The following is a 22,639-nucleotide window of genomic DNA, read 5'->3' on the forward strand; positions in this document are numbered from 1 at the left end:
AATGTAAAATAGTTGACGGACCGTTTTTTGTTCACGGTCGAGTTACATTTCGTGCACTTCGTTAATCTACCGTCATCCTATTCGAACACCTATCGTTTCGTTACTGGAGATTCCTTTGAAAATTGGTTTTGTATAGGTTGTAACTGTACAATTATCATATCAGGACCGATTTGTACAATAGACTTCCAAGGAATAATGATGTCTGCTTTTTTCTTCCCTATTCCAAATAAAGAGTTATTTGAAACAACAATGGCAGTAATTTCTCCAGTTATCGGATTAATTTCCATATCGGATTGTGCTACTACTCCACGTTTTTCTCCATAATCAATATCAACGATCTCTTTGCCACTAAACTCGCTTAATCGCATTTTATTTCCTCCTTTGTTTGTCCACTCACAGCAGAATATACGAAAAAGCTGAACAGTTTATACGTAAGAATGTAGCAAAAGAGAATTTTTTCAAAAATCATGATGAGATTACCAATAAAAAAGAGGCTTCTCTCTAAGCCTAATTACGACTTAGGAGAAACCCTTTCTCCACTCACTTATTTACCAGTAGAACCGAATCCACCTGCACCACGCTCTGTTTTCTCCAACTCGTCAACACTTTCTAATCGTGCTTGAGTCACTGGCATAAAGAGTAATTGGGCAACTCGATCTCCTTTTCTGACCACAAATGGTTCAGTTGTGTCCAAATTCTGCAACAGCACTTGAATCTCACCCGTATAATCACTATCAATAACTCCGACGGCATTCGTTAATGATATACCGTGTTTAAACGCGTTGCCGCTACGTGGGAACACCAAACCTACCATACTCGCGTCAGGCATTTGCACAGCAATCCCTGTAGGAATTTTGGCGCGTTCCCCAGGAGCAATCGTAATTTCCTGTTCAATGCATGCTGCTAGATCAAGTCCAGCAGAACCTGCTGTTGCATAATGCGGTAAGGGAATATCCGTTCCAATCATCGGAGACATTTTCTTAATGTTTACAAACACAAAAGACACCTCTTTTTTAAGTTAAGAATACATTTGCATCAACATTTTCTGGGAATGCTTCCAACGGACTAACCATGGCCATCGCCATTTTGGAGTGGAATAATTCTTTAGCCACTGCTAAAACAGATTCCTGACTTACAAGATCTACCTTCGCGATAATTTCGTCTAATGTAAGGTGTCTGCCATGTAACAGTTCATTTTTACCCAAACGATTCATACGACTGCTAGTGCTTTCTAAGCTTAGCATCAAGCTACCTTTAAGCTGTTCTTTTCCTTTGTTCAGTTCTTTTTCTGTAATTCCATTTGTACGAACGTCATGTAGAACATTAGACACTATGTCGAATACTTTTCCTACATGCTCTGGTGCTGTTCCCGTATAAATATTAAATGTACCAGATTCCTTATAAGAGGAGTGGTAAGAATAAACGGAATAAGCTAGACCGCGTTCTTCACGAATCTCTTGAAACAAACGAGAACTCATGCTACCACCCAAAATATTGTTTAAAATAATTAAGGAATAAACATCGTCATGTCCAACAGCATAGCCAGGCATAGACAGGCATAGATGAGCCTGCTCGGTCTGTTTTTGATGTACGATGCTTTGACCTGTAAAGGTTGGTGTAGCGATATCCATTGTTTTACCTGTACGCTGGTACGTAGAAAATAATGATTGAACCAATGTAATTAACTCATCGTCAAAATTACCGGCCACTGTAATTACCGTGTTCTCTGGTAAGTATCGTTGCTCAATATATGTCAACAAATCCTCACGTTTCATGCCTTTTAGCACGTCTTCTTTTCCCAGTATCGTATACCCGAGCGAGTGATCTGCATAGGAAGCGCGTGCAATCAGGTCGTGCACCAAATCATCTGGCGTATCCTCATACATACTGATTTCTTCTAGCACTACATTCTTTTCTTTCTCCAGTTCCTCTGCGTCAAACACGGAGTTAAAGTACATATCGGATAAAATATTGAGAGCAAGCGGTGCGTGACGATCAAGTACACGCGCATAATAGCAAGTATATTCTTTGGACGTAAAGGCGTTTACGTTCCCACCAATTTCGTCAAACGCTTCAGCTATCTCTTTCGCACTGCGGGTCGTGGTGCCTTTAAAAAACATGTGCTCTAGGAAATGTGAAATTCCGTTATTTTTCTCATTTTCATATTTTGAACCCGTTCCTACCCAAATGCCTAAAGCAACGGATCGAACACTAGCTATTTTTTCGGTAACAATCCGGACACCATTTGCACACGTATATGTTTGAATCAAATCTGATCCCCCTCTATCAATCTGCTATCTCTGGCTTATGCCACACAGGGAAGCGAACATAAAGTCGCTTCCCTGTTGTACATGTTACTGATAAGCGTTTAGCTTTCAATTGAAAATAACATGTCTTACTATAGCAAAAAATAGCGTCCGGTACAATATTCCACAAGATTCTACGGTAAACGACGGCTAGAAATTACCTCTGAAACAGTCGTTGGTTTCAATCCTTTTTTCTCAGCTAGTGTCAACATTTGATCCAGTCCTTGAGCTGAAGGTTCAGTAGGGTGCATCAGTATGAGTACTCCTTTATCTAACTTCTTGCGAATACGCTCTACCATCGTTCCAACCGGTGGATTCTTCCAATCAATAGTATCTGCTGTCCAAAGAATCGTCTTCATCTGGTAATCCTGATGTGCAATTTCTACCACCCGTTGATTAAAGGAACCAGATGGTGGAGCAAATAAAGTAGGTTTTAAGCCGATTGTCTGCGAGATGATGTCTTGCGTTTTACTGATCTCTTGGCGAATACGCGCCTCTCCCAGCTTGCTCATATCTGGATGAGAATACGCATGGTTGCCTATTTCATGGCCTTTGTCATAAATTTTCTTCGCTAGCTCGGGGTTCCGTTTGACCCAAGATCCATCTAAGAAGAATGTGGTTTTTACTTTATGCCTATCTAATGTAGTAAGAATTTTATCAAGGTATTCATTACCCCAGGCCACATTAATCATGAAGCTTACTGCTTCTTTTTTGGGATTACCTCTATAAATAGGATGAGCCCCTAGCTGTTCTACCTGTACCTTTGGCATCTGCTCTTTAAAAACAATTGCACTTTCATCCTGCTTGCCTGTTTTCTTCATTTGGGCAATCGTTGCGTTAATATCGATTACTCGTCCGTTATATCCGGGAATCGCTTTCCAAACAGGATCAAGATATGCGTCTTGTGGTGCTTCCTCTCGCTCCTTTTGCCACTTCTCTATTTTTTCTCTAAACGGCTCCTCAATTGTAATTTTACCTTGCACTGGAGTAACGCCAACTTTTAGTTGTGTAACATATGTGCTAACCGGAGATGAGGTTACTAAGCCAAACAGTAACGCTCCACAAACAGTTGCTACCGCCATATATTTTCTTGTTTTTTTGGAATGCTGTTTCACAATTTCATCACCTTTGCTTTTATCTATCGAGTTCTTCTTCCTTATTCTCTATCCTCTTTGTCCAATCTATGTAGAGAAAGTTCTCGATAGAAGCAAAAAAAGCTTGCACCCACATAGTTTCCCATGATCGGCAAAGCTTTTTGGCTATCTATTATTCAGTTGCTTGTGGTGCAGCTTGTGCTTGTTCTTTCAGAACAGCTTTACGAGAAATATTAACGCGACCTTGGTCATCAATCTCCGTTACTTTAACCAAGATTTTATCACCTACAGAAACTACATCTTCCGTTTTAGCAACGCGCTCTTCCGCTAGTTGTGAAATGTGGCAAAGTCCTTCTTTACCCGCAAACAACTCGATGAAAGCCCCGTATTTTTCAACACGTTTAACAGTTCCCAAGTAAGTTTGACCAACTTCTACTTCGCGTACCAAATCCTCGATGATTTGTTTTGCACGTAGGTTCGCTTCTGCATTCGTAGATGCGATAAAGATACGACCATCTTGCTCAATATCGATTTTAACACCTGTTTCTTCGATGATCTTATTGATAATACGACCTTGTGGCCCAATAACGTCACGAATTTTTTCTGGGTTAATTGACATTGTCATGATCTTTGGTGCGTAAGGAGACAAGTGATCACGCGGAGCATTGATCGTAGCTAGCATGCTTTCAAGGATATGCATTCTGCCTTCCTTCGCTTGCGTTAATGCTTGCTCTAGAATTTCACGGTTGATACCTTCAATCTTGATATCCATTTGAAGAGCTGTAACACCTTCAGCCGTACCTGCTACCTTAAAGTCCATATCTCCCAAGTGGTCTTCCATACCTTGGATGTCTGTCAAGATGGAGAAATGTTCACCATCTGTATCCATGATCAAGCCCATTGCAATACCGGCAACTGGTGCTTTAATTGGTACCCCAGCATCCATCAATGCAAGTACACTACCACAAATAGACGCTTGAGAAGTAGAACCATTAGATTCGATTACCTCTGATACTAGACGAATTGTATATGGGAATTCGACTTCATTAGGGATGATTGGTTCAATTGCTCTTTCACCCAATGCACCGTGACCGATCTCGCGACGACCTGGAGGACGAAGTGGACGTGCTTCCCCTACACTGTATGGTGGGAAATTGTAATGATGCATGAAGCGTTTTGTTTCTTCAAGACCAAGTCCATCCAAAATTTGTACATCACCGAGTGCTCCTAATGTACAAACGCTCAATGCTTGGGTTTGACCGCGAGTAAATAAACCAGAACCGTGTGTTCTAGGTAAAATACCCACTTCGCTCGACAATGGACGGATTTCAGTAAGTGCACGACCATCTGGGCGAACTTTTTCATGCGTAATGAGACGACGCACTTCCTCTTTAACCATGTTGTAAAGAATTTCGCTAATTTCTCCCGCATGTTCTGGATATACCTCAGCAAAATGTGCTTGTGTATCTTCTTTAACAGCATCGATCGCTTCAGCACGAGCGTGTTTCTCTTCTACGCGAACTGCTTCACGTATTTTCGCATCAGCAAAAGCACGCACAGCTCGGTCAATTTCTTCGTCCACACCATGCAATACTACTTCCATTTTTTGTTTGCCAATTTCAGCTACGATGTCATTTTGGAAAGCAACGATTTTCTTGATGTAATCGTGACCATGCATGATCGCTTCTAACATAATTTCTTCCGGTACTTCTTTTGCACCAGCCTCTACCATGTTAATAGCGTCCATCGTACCTGCTACCACTAGATGAATATCACTTTTCTCTTGCTCAGCAATCGTAGGGTTGATAATAAATTTACCATCGATACGACCTACAATAACACCTGCAATTGGACCATTAAATGGAATTTCAGATGTGCTTAATGCAGCAGAAGTACCAATCATTGCTGCGATTTCTGTTGAACAATCCTGATCAACGGAAAGAACAGTATTTACTACTTGTACATCATTACGGAAGCCTTCCAAGAATAGAGGGCGGATTGGACGGTCAATTAATCGGCTCGCCAAAATAGCTCTCTCGCTTGGGCGACCTTCTCGCTTAATAAATCCACCTGGAATTTTACCTACTGCATATAAGCGTTCTTCATAGTTTACCGTTAATGGAAAGAAATCCAAGTCTTTTGGCTCTTTAGAAACGGTAACCGCAGATAGAATGGTGGTATCTCCGTAACGCACTAAGACCGAACCTTGTGCCTGTTTTGCAACTTTTCCAAACTCAAGCGTAAGTTTTCGGCCTGCTAAATCAAAGTCGAAAGTACGATATTGTTGCTCCATTCTTTTAGCAGTCCTCCTTAAATAGACCATAGTCTAACATGATTCTTTTCTATCTCTATGTATTATTTCCTGCTGTGGCAGAAATAAAATAGATATGATAATAGAAAAAGCGGGAATTCACCCGCTTTTTCAGACGTGCCGATTAACGGCGAAGACCAAGTTTGTCAACCAATGTACGATAACGAGCAACGTCGGTGTCTCTTAGGTAACCTAAAAGGTTACGGCGTTGACCTACCATTTTCAATAGACCACGACGGCTGTGGTGATCTTTCTTATGTGTGCGTAGGTGTTCGTTAAGATTGTTGATGTTTTCCGTAAGAATTGCGATTTGAACCTCAGGAGATCCAGTATCGTTATCATGTGTACGGAATTCGTTGATCAATTGAGTTTTACGCTCTTGAGTAAGTGCCATTCGTACTCACCTCCATTAAATTTCCCATTAGCTGAGCATGCCGTCGGTGAGAATCGGACAGCCAAGCTAGAGGGTCGTTCTGCTTAGAACAGTACAGATTATAGCATACTTTTTTTCAAAAAGTAAAGGAAATCATTCACTCAGCTAGCGAATTAAGCCAACTTAGAAAATTTTTCTTTAGCAAAGTTCACGTCTTGTTGGATTTGGGACAAAAGAGCTTCCACGCCAGAGAATTTGATTTCATCGCGGATCATGAAGAGTAATTCTACTTCTACATTTTTACCATAAATCTCATCTTTAAAACCTATGATATGAACTTCCAGTGATTTTTCTCGCTTCTCCAATTCAAAAGTAGGCTTAATTCCAATATTCATCACGCCATCATAGGTTTGATCATCCACGGTAATTCGAACGCCATATACACCATTTTTCCCGATTAAATAAGGCTCGTCCACGCCGACATTGGCAGTAGGGAACCCAATGGTTCTACCGCGCTTATCTCCATGAATCACTGTTCCCTTTACCTTATAAGGACGTCCTAAAAGATGACGTACTTGCTCTACTTCGCCTTGGTGTAAGTATTCCCGAATAATGGTGCTACTCACCTTTTCGCCTAAACGATTCACAGGGCCAATGATGTCTACAGTATATCGCTCTTTGCTTAGTTCTAATAGCGTCTGTGTTGTACCCATGCCTCGATAAGCAAATGTATTGTCAAAGCCAACCACAATATGCTTTACCTGAAGAGGCAGAATAACTTCCTCTACAAAATCCTCAGGGTAAATAGAGGAGAAGCCAATGTCAAATTGCATGACAAAAACGATGTCTACTCCCATTTTTTCAAATTGCTCCAGCTTATCATCCAAGGGAGTGATATATTGAGAATAACCACTTCTACCTAGAACTTCACGTGGATGTGGATCAAAGGTCAAGACACCACTTTTCATTCCGTGAGTTTGGGCATGATCAATCGCTCGTTGGATGACGCGACGATGCCCAATGTGAACACCATCGAAGTATCCCATGGCGACCGCGCATGGTTGTAATTCGATCTCAGATGAAAGCGGATAGGATAGTCGTATTATGTTCAAAGTCCCCACCTCATGTGCGAAAAACTTTTTCTGGTTTGGCATATAGACCTCGTTGGCTCTTATACACCTTGTGAATGCCAAGTAACTGACCATTACTATACAAACAAATGAGCTTTCCTTCCTCAACTTGACAGCCTGGCAGACCTGTTTCCAAACCATTTAGTACAGCCTTAGCTCTGTCCGCTGTAATTTCATAGCGAGGCAAATAAGATAAGGCTTCTCCAATTGGAATAACAAGTTGCTCAATGCTCTTCGTCGTTTGCTCCTTGTTCATGCATGCTTCCAATTCCTCAAACGTAAGGGCACGCTCCATTGTAAACGGTCCGCTTTTAACACGGACTAACTTGGCCATATGCGCAGGATACCCCAGTTTTTGTCCAAGGTCAACACATAACGTACGCATATACGTCCCTTTGGAGCAAAGACAATAAAACGACACATCTACGTACTCTTCGTTAGATTCAATCTGATGTAGTTGTAATTCATAAATAGTAACCTCGCGAGCCTTTCGCTCAATCGTAATACCTTCACGAGCTAAATCATATAAACGCTGCCCATTTACCTTAATAGCAGAATACATGGGAGGAATTTGCTCGATTACCCCAAGCATTTCCTTCATTGCTTCCTCTACTCGTTCTCTAGTAATGGTAGCAACGTCCACCGTAGCTGTCTCCAATACTTCACCAGAGGCATCCTCGGTCGTAGTGGTTGAACCAATACGCATGACAACTTCATAAGCTTTTGGAAGCTCCTGCAAATACTCCACAATTCGTGTCGCATTGTTTATACATATAGGTAACACACCCGTCACATCAGGGTCTAGTGTACCTGTATGCCCCACTTTTTTCGTTTGAAAAATACGACGAATTTTTGCAACACAATCATGTGAAGTCATTCCGGCAGGTTTATGTAAAACGAGAACTCCGTGTTGCTCACTCATATCTTTCCACTCCAAGCACTTGATCTACCAATCGCAAAACAGATTTCTTGGCTTCTTCCAGTGTTACACCCTTCATCGTGCATCCTGCTGCGCGGGCATGTCCACCGCCACCGATATTCTTAGCTAGTTGAGCCACATCTATCTTTGCACGTGAACGCAGGCTAATTTTGACAATGCCTTCTTCTACTTCTGTTAGCAATATTCCAACCTCGACACCTTCAATATTACGCCCGTAATTTACAATACCACCTGTATCATCATTTGTTGAATTGGTTTCTAAAAAATCCTGTTTTGATATCTGCATAGTAGCAACGAGCCCCTCATTGGTAAGCTCCAGAGATGCTAGAGCACGTTTAAGAATCTGTACATGCTTTAACGTAATGCTCTCTAAACAGCGTTCTGCAATCTCGGCTGAAGAAACTTCATACGTAAGTAGATGTGAAGCGATTTCCATCACATGCGGTGTCGTATTGGAATACCGGAAACCACCTGTATCCGTAAGTAATCCAGTATAAATACATGTAGCAATCTCTTTTGTTAATGAAAAGGAGGAAGCAACACACCAATCATACATAATCTCTGCTGTTGCAGCTGTATGAGGCAGGATAATATTGTACGTACCAAACGCATCATTGGTAGGATGATGGTCAATATTTAGAATTTGTGCATCTGGATTAAACAAATGAGTTACTTCTCCCATCCGACTGCTATCTGCTGCGTCTACAGCGATAACGCAGGAGAATTTCTCATCCACAGTTTGGTCAGATAGATTGATGATGTGGTTGAAGCGCGGCAGAAAGGAGAACATATCAGGTGTAGACCCTTGGTTTACAATCACATAGCTTTTACCCATCTGTTCTAATAAAAGAGCCATAGCAAGAGCAGAGCCCGTCGTATCACCATCAGGGTTTACGTGGGAAATAATTAAGAAACGCTCGTTTTCACGAACAAAACGAGCGGCATCTAAGAAAACAGTTTGATCGATATTCATCCTATTTCTCTCCTTCATTTGGGGAGATTTCACGCAAAAGGTTATCGATTTTATTTCCGTAATCAATGGAAGCATCCAGTTTGAATAGAAGCTCAGGCACATGTCTTAATTTGATACGACGCCCCACTTCTGTGCGTAGAAAGCCTTTTGCTTTTTGCAAACCTTTCAGCGATTCCTCTCGTTTGCTTTCATCTCCGAAAACGCTAATATACACTTTTGCTTGTTGAAGGTCACTAGTTACTTCCACATCTGTTACTGTTACAAAACCGATGCGTGGATCTTTCATTTCACGTTGCAAAAGAACGCTCAATTCTTTTTTGATCTCTTCACTTACGCGACTCATTCGGGTTTTATTCATGCTCATTTCATTCACCTCCGAACGTAAATCGTACCTCAGTCGTAGTATTCCGTATCCGCCCGAATTAACTCTACGTCGGAAAATGTTTCTACAAACCGCACGATGGTGGTAATTTCCTTTTGCAAAAAGGAGTATTCATTGGCAACGGCAGCTACCTCAAGTAAGGTACGCTGCCATTGCTCGTGAAAGTCTATTTCAGCAATTGATACATTGTACTTATTTCTAATTTGACTCATGACGCTTTTAATAATCGAACGTTTTTCCTTAAGAGAACTCGTATAGGGCATAAACAATTCTAACTGCGTCACTGCTACCATTAGGCTTTAACTTCAACCATAATGAAGGCTTCAATAATGTCGCCTTCTTTAATGTCAGTGAAACGTTCTAGAGTAACACCGCACTCGTAGTTCGTTGCCACTTCTTTCACATCGTCTTTGAAACGTTTTAGCGTATCTAATTTACCTTCGTAAATAACTACACCATCACGGATCAATCGTGCCCCTGCATCACGGCTTAGCTTACCTTCCGTAACGTAGCAACCCGCGATTGTACCTACTTTAGATACTTTGAAGATCTGACGAGCTTCCGCTTGACCGATAATCTCCTCTTTATATACAGGATCAAGCATCCCTTTCAATGCGGATTCAATCTCTTCAATAACAGTGTAAATAACACGGTGTAAACGAATGTCAATTTGCTCTTGCTCAGCCATACTGCGAGCATTCGGTTCAGGACGAACATTGAAACCAATGATAATTCCGTTAGATGCATTTGCTAAAGTAACATCAGACTCTGTAATCGCACCCGCACCTGTATGAATAACTTTCACACGAGTACCATTTACTTCTATTTTCTCTAAAGAACCTCGAAGCGCTTCTACAGAACCTTGAACGTCCGCTTTAATGATTAGGTTTAATTCTTTAATATCGCCTTCTTGGATTTGAGTAAACAAGTCATCCAAGGAAACACGCGCACTTGCACGACGCTCAGAATCACGTTGTTTAACTGCACGAGACTCACCGATGGAACGAGCTTTCTTTTCATCTTCAAATACCATGAATTGATCCCCAGCTTGAGGTACATCATTTAAACCGGTGATTTCAACTGGCATGGACGGTGGTGCTTCTTTCATACGGCGACCTTTGTCGTTCACCATTGCGCGAATGCGGCCAAAAGCAGAGCCTACAACGATTGGATCACCAACACGCAACGTACCATGTTGAACCAATACAGTTGCAACAGGGCCACGTCCTTTATCCAACTCCGCCTCAACGACCGTACCACGAGCACGTTTATCAGGGTTGGCTTTCAATTCTTGTACTTCAGATACCAATAGAATGTATTCTAAAAGTTCTTCAATACCAGTACGCTGTTTCGCAGATAGCGGGCAGAAAATAGTATCGCCGCCCCACTCTTCAGATACTAATTCGAATTGCATTAATTCTTGTTTCACACGATCTAGATCAGCACTTGGTTTGTCAATTTTGTTGACAGCAACGATAATCGGAACATTTGCCGCTTTCGCATGGCTGATTGCTTCGATTGTTTGTGGTTTAACACCATCATCAGCAGCTACAACAAGAATTGTAATATCCGTAACTTGAGCACCACGAGCACGCATTGTTGTAAACGCGGCGTGACCAGGTGTGTCTAAGAAAGTAATCTTCTTGCCTTTGATTTCAACTTGATACGCACCGATATGCTGTGTAATACCACCAGCTTCTCCTGCAACTACATTTGTAGAGCGAATCGCATCTAGTAACGTTGTTTTACCATGGTCAACGTGACCCATGATGGTAACAACTGGAGGGCGTTCACGTAGCTCTTCTTCTGCATCCACTTCAGCGATTGTTTCGAAGTTTGTTTCATCAATGATGATTTTTTCTTCTACTTCTACACCGTAGTCAGCACAAATTAATTCAATAGTATCTCGATCTAGATCCTGATTGATCGTAGCCATGATACCCAAAGCGAATAATTTTTTAATAATTTCTGCTGGTTCTCTTCTTAGCTTTTTACCCAATTCGTTTGCAGTAAGTGACTCTGTAAACGTAATTTTGCTTGGCAATTCTAACACAGGACGTGGTGCAGGAGTATTTCCACCTTGACGTCCATTTGAACGTCTTTGGTTTTTGTTAAACTGCGGTCCTTTTCTGTTGTCTTCAAAGGTTTTTTTAGTTTGTGGAGCCTTCTTAATTTTTTCGCGTTTTTCCATTCCAACTTTTGCTGGAATTTTCGCTTTGTCCGCTAGAGTTTCTTCTTTACGTTCTGCCTCAATGTTGGTCGTTTGCTCTTTTACTTCATTTTGCTTTGCATTTTGCTTTGCATCTTGTTTTTTGTTTTGACTCATAGTATTTGCTCTTCGCTCCTGATTCTTCCCCTGATTTTGGTTTTGCGTCCCTCTGCTCTTTGCTTGAGCTGAGGTGTTACCAGCAGCATTTGCAATTTGCGGTTTTTGACCGTCTTGTTTGGGGGATTTTTCCGATTGGGATGTGGCTCGCGCCTCGCTGCTCGTTTTGGTTTGTGGCTTATCTTGCTTTGGTTGTTGCACTTGTTTTGCTTGGGTGTTACCACTGGCAGCATTTGCTCGTAAATTTGCCAAATGCTGTTCCAATTTTTGTACCGTTTCTTCGTCCATAATACTCATGTGATTGCTGACATTTATATTGATTCTCTTCAAGAGAGTAACAATTTCTTTACTGCTCATGTTATGTTTCTTTGCGTATTCGTATACGCGTGTCTTCATGTAATCACCCCTTGTTATGGATTAGGTGTGAGAAGGTTCTCCATGCTCTTCGCCATCTTACTATCTGTGATGGCGATCGAGACCCGAGCTTCTTTACCAATCGCACTTCCAAGTTCGTACCTGGTCGAAAGCGAATAACAAGGCACCTTATAATACAGGCATTTGTCGGACACTTTCTTGGTCGTGTTAGCTGATGCATCTGTAGCCAGAAGGACAAGCTTTGCCTGTCCGTTACGAACCCCATTGATCACGAGACCTTCACCCGTTATTACTTTGCCTGCACGCATGGCCAACCCTAGCAATTGCGCTACTTTTTGATTCATTTCCCCATCATCTCCAGCCATTTCTCGCGGAAGTTATCATATTGTTCCTGTGAAATGCTGGTGTTTAGCGCACGTTCCAAAACTTTTTTCCACTTTCCAGCAGTGAAAGTATCTGGTGTGCGGCAACTCTCTTTTTGACAAACATAAGTGCCGCGTCCGGACGCCCTTCCGCTCGGATCGATCAAAATTTGTTCATCCGGCGTTCGAACGACGCGGAGCAATTCCTTCTTCGGGTACATTTCCTGACAAACAATGCATTTACGTAACGGAACTTTTTTTACTTTCATTCCATACCCACATCGCTAGCGTCTTCATCGGAAGGCTTAGGATAGGAAATCCCCTCTTGTTCAGCTTGACTTTCACTCTTAATATCTATTTTCCATCCAGTAAGTTTGGCTGCCAAGCGTGCATTTTGTCCGCGTTTACCGATAGCTAGGGATAATTGATAATCAGGTACGATTACGCGCGTCATTTTCTCCTCTTCGTTCACTTCAACATGAACCACTTTAGATGGACTTAACGCGTTAGCTACGTATTCAGCCGGGTCCTCAGACCAGCGAACAATGTCAATTTTTTCGCCCTTTAGTTCGTTTACGATAGTTTGTACGCGTAGACCTTTAGGACCTACACAGGCACCAACTGGATCGACTTCCACGTTTGTGGAGTGAACAGCAATCTTAGAGCGATCTCCTGCTTCTCTCGCTACTGATTTAATTTCAACTACACCATCATAAATTTCAGGTACTTCCAGTTCAAATAAGCGTTTTAATAGTCCTGGATGCGTACGGGAAATTACGATTTGTGGACCCTTTGTCGTTTTTTCCACTTTAATAATATATGCTTTGATACGGTCTTGTGGTTTAAAATCATCTGATGGCATTTTCTCAGTTAGAGGCATTACCGCTTCCACTTTACCTAAGTCAACAAAATAGGAGCGGGAATCCTGACGTTGAACAATACCATTAACGATATCTTCTTCACGATCAATAAATTCATTATAAATAAGTCCGCGTTCTGCTTCACGAATGCGTTGAGTAACGACTTGCTTCGCAGTTTGAGCCGCAATGCGTCCAAAATCACGAGGCGTTACCTCAATCTCAACGATGTCATCAATGCGGAAGTTTGGATCAATTTCATTAGCAGCCTCCAAAGAAATCTCCAAGCGAGCATCTAACACATCTTCTACAACATTTTTACGTGCAAACACGCGAACTTGACCTGAATGGCGGTTTACATCAACACGGACGTTTTGTGCGGAATTAAAGTTGCGCTTGTAACCCGAGATCAGCGCTGCCTCAATCGCCTCAATCAAAACTTCTTTGTCAATCCCCTTTTCCTTTTCCAGATCATGCAGTGCTGTAATAAACTCTGCATTCATTGTACTAATGTCCTCCCCTCAATTAAAAGACGATAGCCAATCGGGCTTCGCTTATTTGTTCCATTTTAATTGTATATTTGTTTTTTTGTTCAGAAATCGTTAACGTCTCACCGTCAAACGATTCTAGTGTACCTTCAAACAACGTGTGACCGTCCACCGCTTCTTTGGTGGTGATATGTACGTGTTTGCCTACAGCCTTGTGATAATCTTTTTCTTTACGTAAAGGACGCTCCGCTCCAGGCGAAGAAACCTCTAAGAAATATGCTGTTGGAATCGGGTCCAGTTCGTCCAGCTTTGCTCCTAGTTTTTCACTAACGGTACCACAATCTTCAATATCGATGTTGGACGAATCATTGTCGATAAAGATACGCAAAAACCAGTTGCTACCTTCCTTTTTGTATTCGATATCCACCAGTTCCAATCCTGTTTCTTCAAGGATAGGAGTCAGTAGTTCCTCAACAATTTGCACTACCTTGCTCAAGCAAGTTCCTCCTTTAAGCATATCCATACTGTTATAAATGTGTAACCGGCTACCAAGGTGGCACCGGGTGGTCACAAGTCTAATTCTTTGCCATAAGAAGCTTTCTATCAGGAAATCCCCTGTGGTCAAGAAGAAAGAGTGGGTCTCCCCACTCTCGTACGTGTATAACCAGTATTTCCAAAAAAATTATAGCATAATACCATGGGTCTTGACAACCACTGCCTCTTTTGATCAGACTTACCAAAACTCTGCTGAATCCCCATTAAACCAATCATAGCACAGCCTGCACTGGTTACCCCGATATATTAACAGGGGATGCTTCCTTTTCTTTCCTCCCCGAAACGAAGCTGTGTAGAACCATTCCAAGCATGATAAACAGAAGTCCCACCAACCAATGGTGTAGGCAAGCTAGCATATAACCAAATAACCTCTCCTGCTGTAGCAAATAAGACTTCCATCGACTGTGTTGCTTCTACGGCCGCTAATTGACGCATGCTTCCTTTTACCATTTCAGTTGTACGGAAAAATAAAGCAGTGGCACAAATCCTGAGAAAAGAGCAACTAGGGAGGTTTGGAAACTCTGACTCTGACTTGGCGCTCCATCTACGTAAAACAGCCCAAAACCAATCGTGCTCCACAACATCCATTCTTTTGGATGCTTTTTACCTCTATACATAGCATTCCCAGATTTCCTCGCATAAACACAAGGAGCAGTAATGGAGGAAGCATAAAGAAATAGCAAGTGCTGCAAGCTTTCGACCTGTATTGCTTTATTTTTAAAAATCAAGTAAGAAAAAGGCAACCTCAACAATACATCTATCAAAAGTATAATGTAATGATAGATGTATATATCGTTAAAGTTGCCATTTCAAAAGTATTATCTAGTAAAATTTGCTATGCTCTCAAACCACTAAAACAAGGACAATTGATTTGATTCTGGCATACCTTGTAGTGCTCCCTGTTCGTCCAGATACTCCAAAATTGTTTTAGAAATCTTGGAACGACTAAGCAGGTCTTCTTTTGATAAAAATTCGCCCTGTTCACGTGCTTCTACAATACTGATTGCTGCGTTAGTTCCTAATCCTGGAATCGCATTAAACGGTGCAATTAGTTTATTTCCATCAATCAGGAATTTCTCAGCATCTGAACGATATAGATCCACATTGGTAAAGCTAAAGCCTCGCTCTACCATTTCCAATGCCATCTCTAGTACAGTCAGTAAGGATTTTTCTTTTGGTTGGGCATCGTGACCTTTTTCCTCAATCTCTTCAATCCGTTGACGAATAGCTGCCGATCCTTGTACCATCAATGGAATATCGAAATCATCAGCACGAACTGTGAAATACGTAGCGTAAAATTCCAATGGATAATGTACCTTACAATAAGCGATCCGAACCGCCATCATTACATAAGCAGTCGCATGCGCTTTTGGGAACATATACTTAATCCGTTGACAAGAGCCTATGTACCATTCAGGCACATCATGATTTCGCATTTCCTCTTGGTCTTCCTCGCTTACACCTTTTCCTTTACGCACTGATTCCATTATTTTAAAGGCTTGTGATGGTTCCAATCCTTTATAAATCAGATATACCATGATATCGTCACGACAACCAATAACTTCAGAAAGCTTACATGTCTGATTACGTATCAATTCCTGGGCATTGTTTAGCCATACGTCAGTTCCATGAGAGAGACCAGAAATCTGTACTAATTCAGCAAAGGTGGTTGGTTTTGTATCTTCTAACATCTGACGAACGAATTTAGTACCAAATTCCGGAATACCTAATGTGCCCATATTTGTACGGATTTGATCAGCCGTTACACCTAGCGATTCTGTTGAGCTAAAGATAGACATCGTTTTTGGATCGTCCAACGGGATTTGTTTTGGGTCTATTCCCGTCAAATCCTGTAGCATCCGGATAACGGTCGGATCGTCGTGACCAAGAATATCTAGCTTTAATAAATTGTCATGGATGGAATGGAAGTCAAAATGCGTTGTTCGCCATTCAGATTTAACATCATCAGCAGGGAATTGAATAGGACAAAAATCCTCCATATCCATATAGTCAGGCAACACAATAATTCCCCCTGGATGCTGTCCAGTAGTACGCTTTGCACCCGTACAACCATTTACCAATCGCGCAATTTCTGCTCCGCGCAGCATTAGCTTGCGCTCTTCCGCCCATTTCCGAACATAGCCATACGCTGTCTTTTCCGCAACCGTACCTATCGTTCCTGCACGAAAAACATTATCGACACCAAATAGATCTTGCGTATATTTATGAGCCCTTGGTTGGTAGTCACCAGAGAAATTTAAATCGATATCGGGAACCTTATCTCCTTTAAATCCAAGAAAGGTTTCGAACGGAATATCTTGGCCATCTTTCGTATATCTAGTACCACATTTCTCACAATCCTTGTCCTTTAAGTCGAACCCAGAACCAATGGAACCGTCCATAATAAACTCGCTATGCTGACAGCTCGGGCAAACATAGTGCGGTGGTAGTGGATTAACCTCTGTGATATCGGACATGGTTGCTACAAAAGAAGAGCCTACCGATCCACGGGAACCTACTAAATAGCCGTCGCTAAGTGATTTTGTCACCAAGCGCTGTGAAATAAGATAAATAACGCCAAATCCGTGTTTAATGATACTTGTCAATTCTTTTTCTAAGCGTTTTTCAACGATCTCTGGTAACGGATCACCATAGATTCGCTTTGCTTTGTTATAGCACATATCACGTAGTTCTTCATCTGCCCCTTCGATGACAGGGGTATACAAACGGTCTGGGATCGGGCTAACTTCATCAATCATGTCAGCAATGGCATTTGTATTGTCTACAACGATTTCTTTAGCCTTTTGCTCACCCAAGTAGGAGAATGCCTCTAACATCTCCTCAGTGGTCATGAAATATAGTGGAGGTTGGTCGTTAGCATCTTGGTCTCCTTTTGATAACAAGAATACTTCACGGAACGTATGATCTCGAGGGTGCAGAAAATGCACATCACCCGTAGCTACAACAGGTCGCTCTAAATGGTCAGCAATACGTATCAATGTTTCATGATATGTCTTCACCACGTCCGTGTTTGGAATCGTCTCATTACGCAATAATGGTTTGTAATGATCTAGGGGTTGCAACTCGATATAATCATAAAATCTAGCAATCTCTTCTAATTCTTGTTCTGGCTTACCACGTAGAATACCTTGGAACAGCTCTCCTTCTTTACACGCCGTTCCAATCAACAAGCCTTCCCGATATTTTGTAATCTGGCTACGCATAATACGTGGTACACGGAAAAAGGTTTCCGTATGCGAGATAGACACCAGCTTATACAGATTTTTTAAGCCTTCCTTGTTCTTCACTAATATCGTAGCATGGAATGGACGGGTACTCTTATAATCTGCCTGAGCATTGCTTCGCTCATTTAGTTCTGAAAGTGTTTTGATCTCAGCTTCCTTCACGTCTTTTAACATGAGTTGGAATACTTTTGCCAGTGCGACGGTGTCGTCCAATGCACGGTGAGCATTGATCAATTCAACATTAAAACGTTTCGCTAAAGTTCCTAAACGATAATTACGCATGCCTGTATACATCATACGTGCCAGTGGCAAAGTGTCTAAGAATGAATTTGTCCACGGTTCCATTCCCACTCGAATGGCACATGCATTAATGAATGCTTGGTCAAATTCGGCATTGTGGGCAACAAGAATAGAATCTCCAGCAAATTCTTTAAAGCGGCGCAAGACAACGTCTAGCTTCTGCTTTCCCCGTAGCATCTCGTTTGTGATCCCTGTAATCTCCGTGGTTTTGGGGCCAACCAAAATACCAGGATCAATTAATTCTGTCCATTCTTCAATGATTTCTGAACCAATCATTTTTACAGCTGCAATTTCAATAATAGTATGTTCATTCGCATTCAATCCCGTTGTCTCTGTATCAAATACGACATAGGGGGTCTTGTCATCGATAGCATAATTTGTTGCTCCACGATCCAAGTTATATACAATATTAATGCCATCTTCCACTACATAGGCTTCTAAACCTAAGATACATTTGATACCGTTCTTTTTGGCTACGCCATAAGCCTCAGGGAATGCCTGTACGACACCATGGTCGGTTATTGTCACAGCTTTATGTCCCCATTTAGCAGCTTGCGTAATGTAAGATTTCACGGAAACGACTCCGTCCAACATGCTCATAGGAGTGTGGGCGTGTAACTCAACCCGTTTCTCCTCTACTCGGTCCTTACGTCCTTGCTGTTCAATCTGGTTGATATCATTTGCCATCATAACCAGCTCACGCATAAAGGTATCATGCTGGACGCTACCGCGTGCTTTAATCCACATACCGTCTTTAATCGCCTCTAGTACTTTAACATCTTCCTTATCACGCGAAAAGATTTTGACGGTCAGCGAATCGGTATAATCTGTCATATGGAATGTTAAGATATGGCGTCCGCTTTTTAATTCTTTAATTTCTACATTAAAGACTGTACCCTGAATCGTAATTCGTCTCTCTTCCTCTTGAATCTCACAGATAGGTACAGGTTCCTCCTTAATGTCATATCCAATGGTAACAGTAGTAATCGCTTCAGCCTCTTGTCCATTCTGACGCTCTTTCTCAGCCTGAGCTTGCTGAGTCATTACATTTTTAACCAACGCTCGTTCTTCTTCTTTACGTTGCTCAATAAAAGCCTGCATAGCCTCATCGTTTTCTTCTGCTTGGAATAGAAACCGCGGGCGTACCTGTGCAATCTTCCAAAATGCTTCCGTCAGTTGTTCATCTGCTTTTTTCGATTTCATAATATCTACTGCCATTTCAGTTGGTAACAATAGCTTTACTTGGTCCCCCGCTGTCTCCATTCGTCCTGTTTTTAGGGTTCCTACCAATGTTTGCAAATGAGCATCTGGGTCGTTCAACAAGTAATCCCAGTATTCTTCCACCACAATATGTACGGGCGGCTGTAAGGAATAACGAAAAATCGCATCAACCTTGGCTAAGTGTGCAAATGTTTGTTGCAATCGTTTGGTAAACGCACGATATATATCAACTGGCAGCATTTTTTCAAATGTGAAATGAAACATCCATTCCTTAGTTTGTTTATATACTTCTAGCTTCTCAATATACCCCTCGGTAAAATACCGCTCAACCATCTCTTGGGGAACCTCTAATTGCTTGAGGAGCAGAGAAAATCTATGTTTTTGTTCTGTTAATAGATCCAACTTTTCTCACCTCTCGCTTTTCTCCTTCTCTACCTTACGATAAAATACTAGGCAGAACCAAAGGTAATATCTACATAGAAAAGGTACCCCTTGCTGATCTGGGGTACCTTTTTCTTTTCTACAAAATCCAAAGCAAATCCTGCATTCTTTTTGATATCTAACTCTTACAGATTTGCTAGCTGTTCTTTTACATAAGGGATAAGTTCGCTAACAGCTACCACAGTAGCTTCACCCGTACGTCTTATGCGAACTTCCACTGTACCTGGTTCTAATTTATCGGAAACCGTAATTCGAAGTGGTAAACCTAGTAAATCGGCATCCTTAAACTTCACACCGGCACGTTCTGTACGGTCATCGTACAACACTTCTACTCCTGCAGCTTGCAATGCTGCTGTAATCTCTTCACTCATTTCACGCTGTTGATCCGATTTTACATTAATCGGAATTACATGTGCATGATAAGGAGCAACAGATGCTGGCCAGATAATACCATTCTCGTCATTGTTTTGTTCAATGACAGCAGCCAGTGTACGAGATACACCTATACCGTAACATCCCATGATCATCGTTTGTTCACGGCCATTTTCATCTAGGAAGGTAGCTCCGATTGGCTCTGAGTATTTTGTACCCAACTTAAATACGTGACCTACTTCTACACCACGGGCGAAGGTGATTGGAGCTTGTGTACGTGGGCAAACATCACCCTCCTGAATATTTCGCAGATCAGCAAAACGAGACACCTGATAATCGCGTCCATATTGCGCGTTCTTCAAATGGTAATCTACTTCGTTTGCTCCAACAATGGCACTAGCTACCTCTTGAACGTAATTGTCTGCTACTACTTCAATCTTTTTCTCACCAGCACCAACAGGACCAACAAAACCAACTGGAGCACCTAGCTTCTCAGTGATTTCTGCTTCTGTCGCCATGCGTACATCAATCGCATCAAACATATTTTTTAACTTCACTTCGTTCAATTCATGATCCCCACGAATCAAAACGAGTACAAACTGATCATCCACCATGTAAGCTAAGCTTTTCACGATGTCTTTGCCTTCAATACCCAGACTTTCTTTTAATTGTTCAATGGTTCTGGTGTTTGGTGTGTGGATTTTTTCTAATGGAGCCACGTCTACTTCTACAGAAGTTGGTCCGTTATACAATACTTCCGCTTTCTCCAGATTAGCTGCATAATCGCCTTCTGTAGAATAAGCAATCGTATCTTCCCCGATTTCACACAGCGCCATAAATTCGTAAGTCCCTGTTCCTCCAATAGAACCCGCATCGGCTTCTACCGCACGATAGTTAAGTCCAACACGAGTGAAAATACGGTGGTACGCGTAGAACATATCATCAAAGCTCTTATCCAAACCTTCTTGAGTTTTATCAAAAGAATAAGCATCCTTCATCATAAATTCTCGACAACGTATCAATCCAAAACGCGGACGTACCTCATCGCGGAATTTTGTTTGAATTTGATACAGGTTAATTGGCAGTTTTTTATAGGAATTGATTTCGCTAGCTACTAGGGTAGCTACAACCTCTTCATGAGTTGGTCCTAATGCAAAACGACGATCATGGCGATCACGTAAGCGCATCAATTCAGGACCATAATGGTCCCACCGGCCACTTTTCTCCCAAATTTCTGCTGGTTGAATCGTTGGCATTAAAATCTCTTGTGCACCTGCGTTATTCATTTCTTCACGCACGATGTTTTGAATTTTATGGAGGACACGCAGAGCAATCGGCATAAATGTATAAATACCGGAAGCTAACTGTCTTGCAAGACCAGCACGCAACAACAGTTTATGACTGGCAATTTCTGCGTCTGCTGGTACCTCGCGTAAAGTAGGGATTAGTAATTGGCTTTGCCTTAACACACAAGTTCCTCCTTTGATCAAATCAACACGTTCTATTCTTCTTCCATGATTGTGTTAATCTCTTTCATTAACTCTTCAAAAAGTTCATCTTCTTTTACTTTACGGATGATTTCACCGTTGCGGAAGATTAGACCCTCTCCATTACCACCAGCAACACCCACATCGGCTTCACGTGCTTCACCTGGTCCGTTAACTGCACAGCCCATAACAGCCACCTTCAATGGTTTTTTCAATGTGCTGACTGCGTCTTCCACCTTAGTTGCCAACCCGATCAGATCAATAGCACAACGACCACAAGATGGGCAAGCAATAACAACTGGATCATTATTGACGATATCTAGACTGCGCAAAATCTGTTTCGCTACCTTAATTTCTTCAACAGGATCAGCCGTGAGTGATACACGGATTGTGTCACCGATGCCCATGGATAAAACCGTACCAATTCCTACAGCAGATTTAATGCTACCAGAGAATTGCGTACCTGCTTCTGTTACCCCTACATGTAACGGATAAGGACGGCGTTCTGCCATTAACGAATAGGTCTGAATCATGGTTGGAACATCTGAAGATTTTAGTGAGATCGTAATATTATCATAGTTTAGGTCTTCCAGAATCTCGACGTGGTTCATGGCTGATTCCACGATCGCTTCCGGACTTGGATATCCGTATTTGTCTAGTAAACGTTTTTCTACTGAACCTGAGTTTACACCAATACGAATAGGAACATTTCGTTCACGGCAAGCATCAACTACTGCCTGTGTTCGTTTCCGATTACCAATATTCCCTGGATTAATTCGGATTTTATCAATTCCACTTTCCAATGCTGTAAGCGCTAATCGATAGTCAAAATGAATATCAGCTACTAACGGCAATGGTGAACGTTCTTTAATTTGCTTGATTGCTTTGGCAGCATCTTCATTAATAACCGCTAAGCGAACAATTTGGCACCCAGCTTCATATAATTGCTCTATCTGTTTGAGCGTAGCTTCTACATCACGCGTATCAGCGGTGGTCATAGATTGGATAACCACACTTTTCTGTCCCCCAATTTGGACTCCGCCTACAAATACCGGTTTGGTCTCCTCGCGCTTAAACAAAGTAAGCACACTCCTTTATTTG

General features: G+C 41.8%; 20 protein-coding genes. All 20 read right to left on the minus strand.

Annotation, left to right across the window (positions count from 1 at the left end; genetic code table 11):
* Positions 1–89: 89 nt before the first annotated feature.
* A complete protein-coding gene (locus tag ACQV1I_RS16820; RefSeq protein WP_018670877.1) occupies positions 90–368 on the minus strand; it encodes a YlmC/YmxH family sporulation protein in 279 nt (92 codons plus the stop codon).
* Between the two features lie 176 nt (positions 369–544).
* Positions 545–997 (minus strand): dUTP diphosphatase, encoded by a 453-nt coding sequence (gene dut, locus ACQV1I_RS16825; protein WP_116333338.1) that lies wholly within the window; start codon positions 995–997, stop codon positions 545–547.
* A 16-nt stretch (positions 998–1,013) separates the two neighbouring features.
* On the minus strand, positions 1,014–2,270 hold the full coding sequence (locus tag ACQV1I_RS16830; protein WP_116333339.1) for a M16 family metallopeptidase: 1,257 nt from the start codon (positions 2,268–2,270) through the stop codon (positions 1,014–1,016).
* Between the two features lie 170 nt (positions 2,271–2,440).
* The gene (locus ACQV1I_RS16835) at positions 2,441–3,421 is read right to left on the minus strand and encodes a polysaccharide deacetylase family protein (RefSeq protein WP_116333340.1); all 981 of its coding nucleotides are present in this window, start codon (positions 3,419–3,421) and stop codon (positions 2,441–2,443) included.
* 151 nt (positions 3,422–3,572) lie between these two features.
* Positions 3,573–5,693 carry a polyribonucleotide nucleotidyltransferase gene (locus ACQV1I_RS16840; protein ID WP_094699361.1) on the minus strand — a complete coding sequence of 707 codons (2,121 nt, stop codon included), beginning with the start codon at positions 5,691–5,693 and terminating at the stop codon, positions 3,573–3,575.
* Positions 5,694–5,835: 142 nt separating this feature from the next.
* Positions 5,836–6,105 carry a 30S ribosomal protein S15 gene (gene rpsO / locus ACQV1I_RS16845; protein ID WP_094699362.1) on the minus strand — a complete coding sequence of 90 codons (270 nt, stop codon included), beginning with the start codon at positions 6,103–6,105 and terminating at the stop codon, positions 5,836–5,838.
* Between the two features lie 152 nt (positions 6,106–6,257).
* Positions 6,258–7,238: a bifunctional riboflavin kinase/FAD synthetase gene (locus tag ACQV1I_RS16850; protein ID WP_376786031.1), complete on the minus strand. Its 981-nt coding sequence runs from the start codon at positions 7,236–7,238 to the stop codon at positions 6,258–6,260.
* Positions 7,207–8,136, minus strand: a complete 930-nt coding sequence (gene truB, locus ACQV1I_RS16855; protein ID WP_116333341.1) for a tRNA pseudouridine(55) synthase TruB — start codon at positions 8,134–8,136, stop codon at positions 7,207–7,209. The genes ACQV1I_RS16850 and truB overlap by 32 nt, the downstream gene beginning before the upstream one ends.
* Positions 8,129–9,127: a DHH family phosphoesterase gene (locus ACQV1I_RS16860; protein WP_116333342.1), complete on the minus strand. Its 999-nt coding sequence runs from the start codon at positions 9,125–9,127 to the stop codon at positions 8,129–8,131. The genes truB and ACQV1I_RS16860 overlap by 8 nt, the downstream gene beginning before the upstream one ends.
* Position 9,128: 1 nt before the next feature.
* Positions 9,129–9,485, minus strand: coding sequence for a 30S ribosome-binding factor RbfA (rbfA, locus tag ACQV1I_RS16865; RefSeq protein WP_026315094.1), 357 nt, complete (start codon positions 9,483–9,485; stop codon positions 9,129–9,131).
* A gap of 35 nt (positions 9,486–9,520) precedes the next feature.
* Complete coding sequence (locus tag ACQV1I_RS16870; RefSeq protein WP_003336961.1) at positions 9,521–9,802, minus strand: DUF503 domain-containing protein; 282 nt, start codon at positions 9,800–9,802, stop codon at positions 9,521–9,523.
* Positions 9,802–12,231 (minus strand): translation initiation factor IF-2, encoded by a 2,430-nt coding sequence (infB, locus tag ACQV1I_RS16875; RefSeq protein ID WP_116333343.1) that lies wholly within the window; start codon positions 12,229–12,231, stop codon positions 9,802–9,804. Before infB ends, ACQV1I_RS16870 begins: the two co-directional genes overlap by 1 nt.
* 14 nt (positions 12,232–12,245) lie before the next feature.
* Complete coding sequence (locus ACQV1I_RS16880) at positions 12,246–12,554, minus strand: YlxQ family RNA-binding protein (protein ID WP_094699366.1); 309 nt, start codon at positions 12,552–12,554, stop codon at positions 12,246–12,248.
* A complete protein-coding gene (gene rnpM / locus ACQV1I_RS16885) occupies positions 12,551–12,841 on the minus strand; it encodes an RNase P modulator RnpM (protein WP_018670866.1) in 291 nt (96 codons plus the stop codon). Before rnpM ends, ACQV1I_RS16880 begins: the two co-directional genes overlap by 4 nt.
* Positions 12,838–13,932 carry a transcription termination factor NusA gene (gene nusA, locus ACQV1I_RS16890; RefSeq protein ID WP_094699367.1) on the minus strand — a complete coding sequence of 365 codons (1,095 nt, stop codon included), beginning with the start codon at positions 13,930–13,932 and terminating at the stop codon, positions 12,838–12,840. The genes rnpM and nusA overlap by 4 nt, the downstream gene beginning before the upstream one ends.
* Positions 13,933–13,954: 22 nt before the next feature.
* Complete coding sequence (rimP, locus tag ACQV1I_RS16895) at positions 13,955–14,413, minus strand: ribosome maturation factor RimP (protein WP_018670864.1); 459 nt, start codon at positions 14,411–14,413, stop codon at positions 13,955–13,957.
* A 305-nt stretch (positions 14,414–14,718) separates the two neighbouring features.
* Positions 14,719–15,060 (minus strand): multidrug resistance efflux transporter family protein, encoded by a 342-nt coding sequence (locus tag ACQV1I_RS16900; protein ID WP_236645707.1) that lies wholly within the window; start codon positions 15,058–15,060, stop codon positions 14,719–14,721.
* 263 nt (positions 15,061–15,323) lie between these two features.
* Positions 15,324–19,640, minus strand: coding sequence for a PolC-type DNA polymerase III (locus ACQV1I_RS16905; protein ID WP_116333344.1), 4,317 nt, complete (start codon positions 19,638–19,640; stop codon positions 15,324–15,326).
* Positions 19,641–19,804: 164 nt separating this feature from the next.
* Positions 19,805–21,520, minus strand: a complete 1,716-nt coding sequence (locus ACQV1I_RS16910) for a proline--tRNA ligase (protein WP_116333345.1) — start codon at positions 21,518–21,520, stop codon at positions 19,805–19,807.
* A gap of 32 nt (positions 21,521–21,552) precedes the next feature.
* Positions 21,553–22,617: a flavodoxin-dependent (E)-4-hydroxy-3-methylbut-2-enyl-diphosphate synthase gene (gene ispG / locus ACQV1I_RS16915; protein ID WP_116333346.1), complete on the minus strand. Its 1,065-nt coding sequence runs from the start codon at positions 22,615–22,617 to the stop codon at positions 21,553–21,555.
* Between the last annotated feature and the right edge of the window lie 22 nt (positions 22,618–22,639).

Origin of the sequence: Brevibacillus sp. JB24b (genome assembly GCF_051713385.1) — a bacterium.
Lineage (GTDB): Bacteria > Bacillota > Bacilli > Brevibacillales > Brevibacillaceae > Brevibacillus_B > Brevibacillus_B laterosporus.

Excerpts from the sequence above, each read along its gene's own strand:
- ACQV1I_RS16870 (WP_003336961.1), bottom strand. The coding sequence starts at position 9,802 with ATGGTAGCAGTGACGCAGTTAGAATTGTTTATGCCCTATACGAGTTCT.
- ACQV1I_RS16850 (WP_376786031.1), bottom strand. The coding sequence starts at position 7,238 with ATGCCAAACCAGAAAAAGTTTTTCGCACATGAGGTGGGGACTTTGAAC.
- ACQV1I_RS16820 (WP_018670877.1), bottom strand. The coding sequence starts at position 368 with ATGCGATTAAGCGAGTTTAGTGGCAAAGAGATCGTTGATATTGATTAT.
- rpsO (WP_094699362.1), bottom strand. The coding sequence starts at position 6,105 with ATGGCACTTACTCAAGAGCGTAAAACTCAATTGATCAACGAATTCCGT.
- truB (WP_116333341.1), bottom strand. The coding sequence starts at position 8,136 with ATGAGTGAGCAACACGGAGTTCTCGTTTTACATAAACCTGCCGGAATG.
- rbfA (WP_026315094.1), bottom strand. The coding sequence starts at position 9,485 with ATGAATAAAACCCGAATGAGTCGCGTAAGTGAAGAGATCAAAAAAGAA.
- ACQV1I_RS16860 (WP_116333342.1), bottom strand. The coding sequence starts at position 9,127 with ATGAATATCGATCAAACTGTTTTCTTAGATGCCGCTCGTTTTGTTCGT.
- ACQV1I_RS16900 (WP_236645707.1), bottom strand. The coding sequence starts at position 15,060 with ATGGATGTTGTGGAGCACGATTGGTTTTGGGCTGTTTTACGTAGATGG.
- ACQV1I_RS16880 (WP_094699366.1), bottom strand. The coding sequence starts at position 12,554 with ATGAATCAAAAAGTAGCGCAATTGCTAGGGTTGGCCATGCGTGCAGGC.
- infB (WP_116333343.1), bottom strand. The coding sequence starts at position 12,231 with ATGAAGACACGCGTATACGAATACGCAAAGAAACATAACATGAGCAGT.
- rnpM (WP_018670866.1), bottom strand. The coding sequence starts at position 12,841 with ATGAAAGTAAAAAAAGTTCCGTTACGTAAATGCATTGTTTGTCAGGAA.
- ACQV1I_RS16840 (WP_094699361.1), bottom strand. The coding sequence starts at position 5,693 with ATGGAGCAACAATATCGTACTTTCGACTTTGATTTAGCAGGCCGAAAA.
- nusA (WP_094699367.1), bottom strand. The coding sequence starts at position 13,932 with ATGAATGCAGAGTTTATTACAGCACTGCATGATCTGGAAAAGGAAAAG.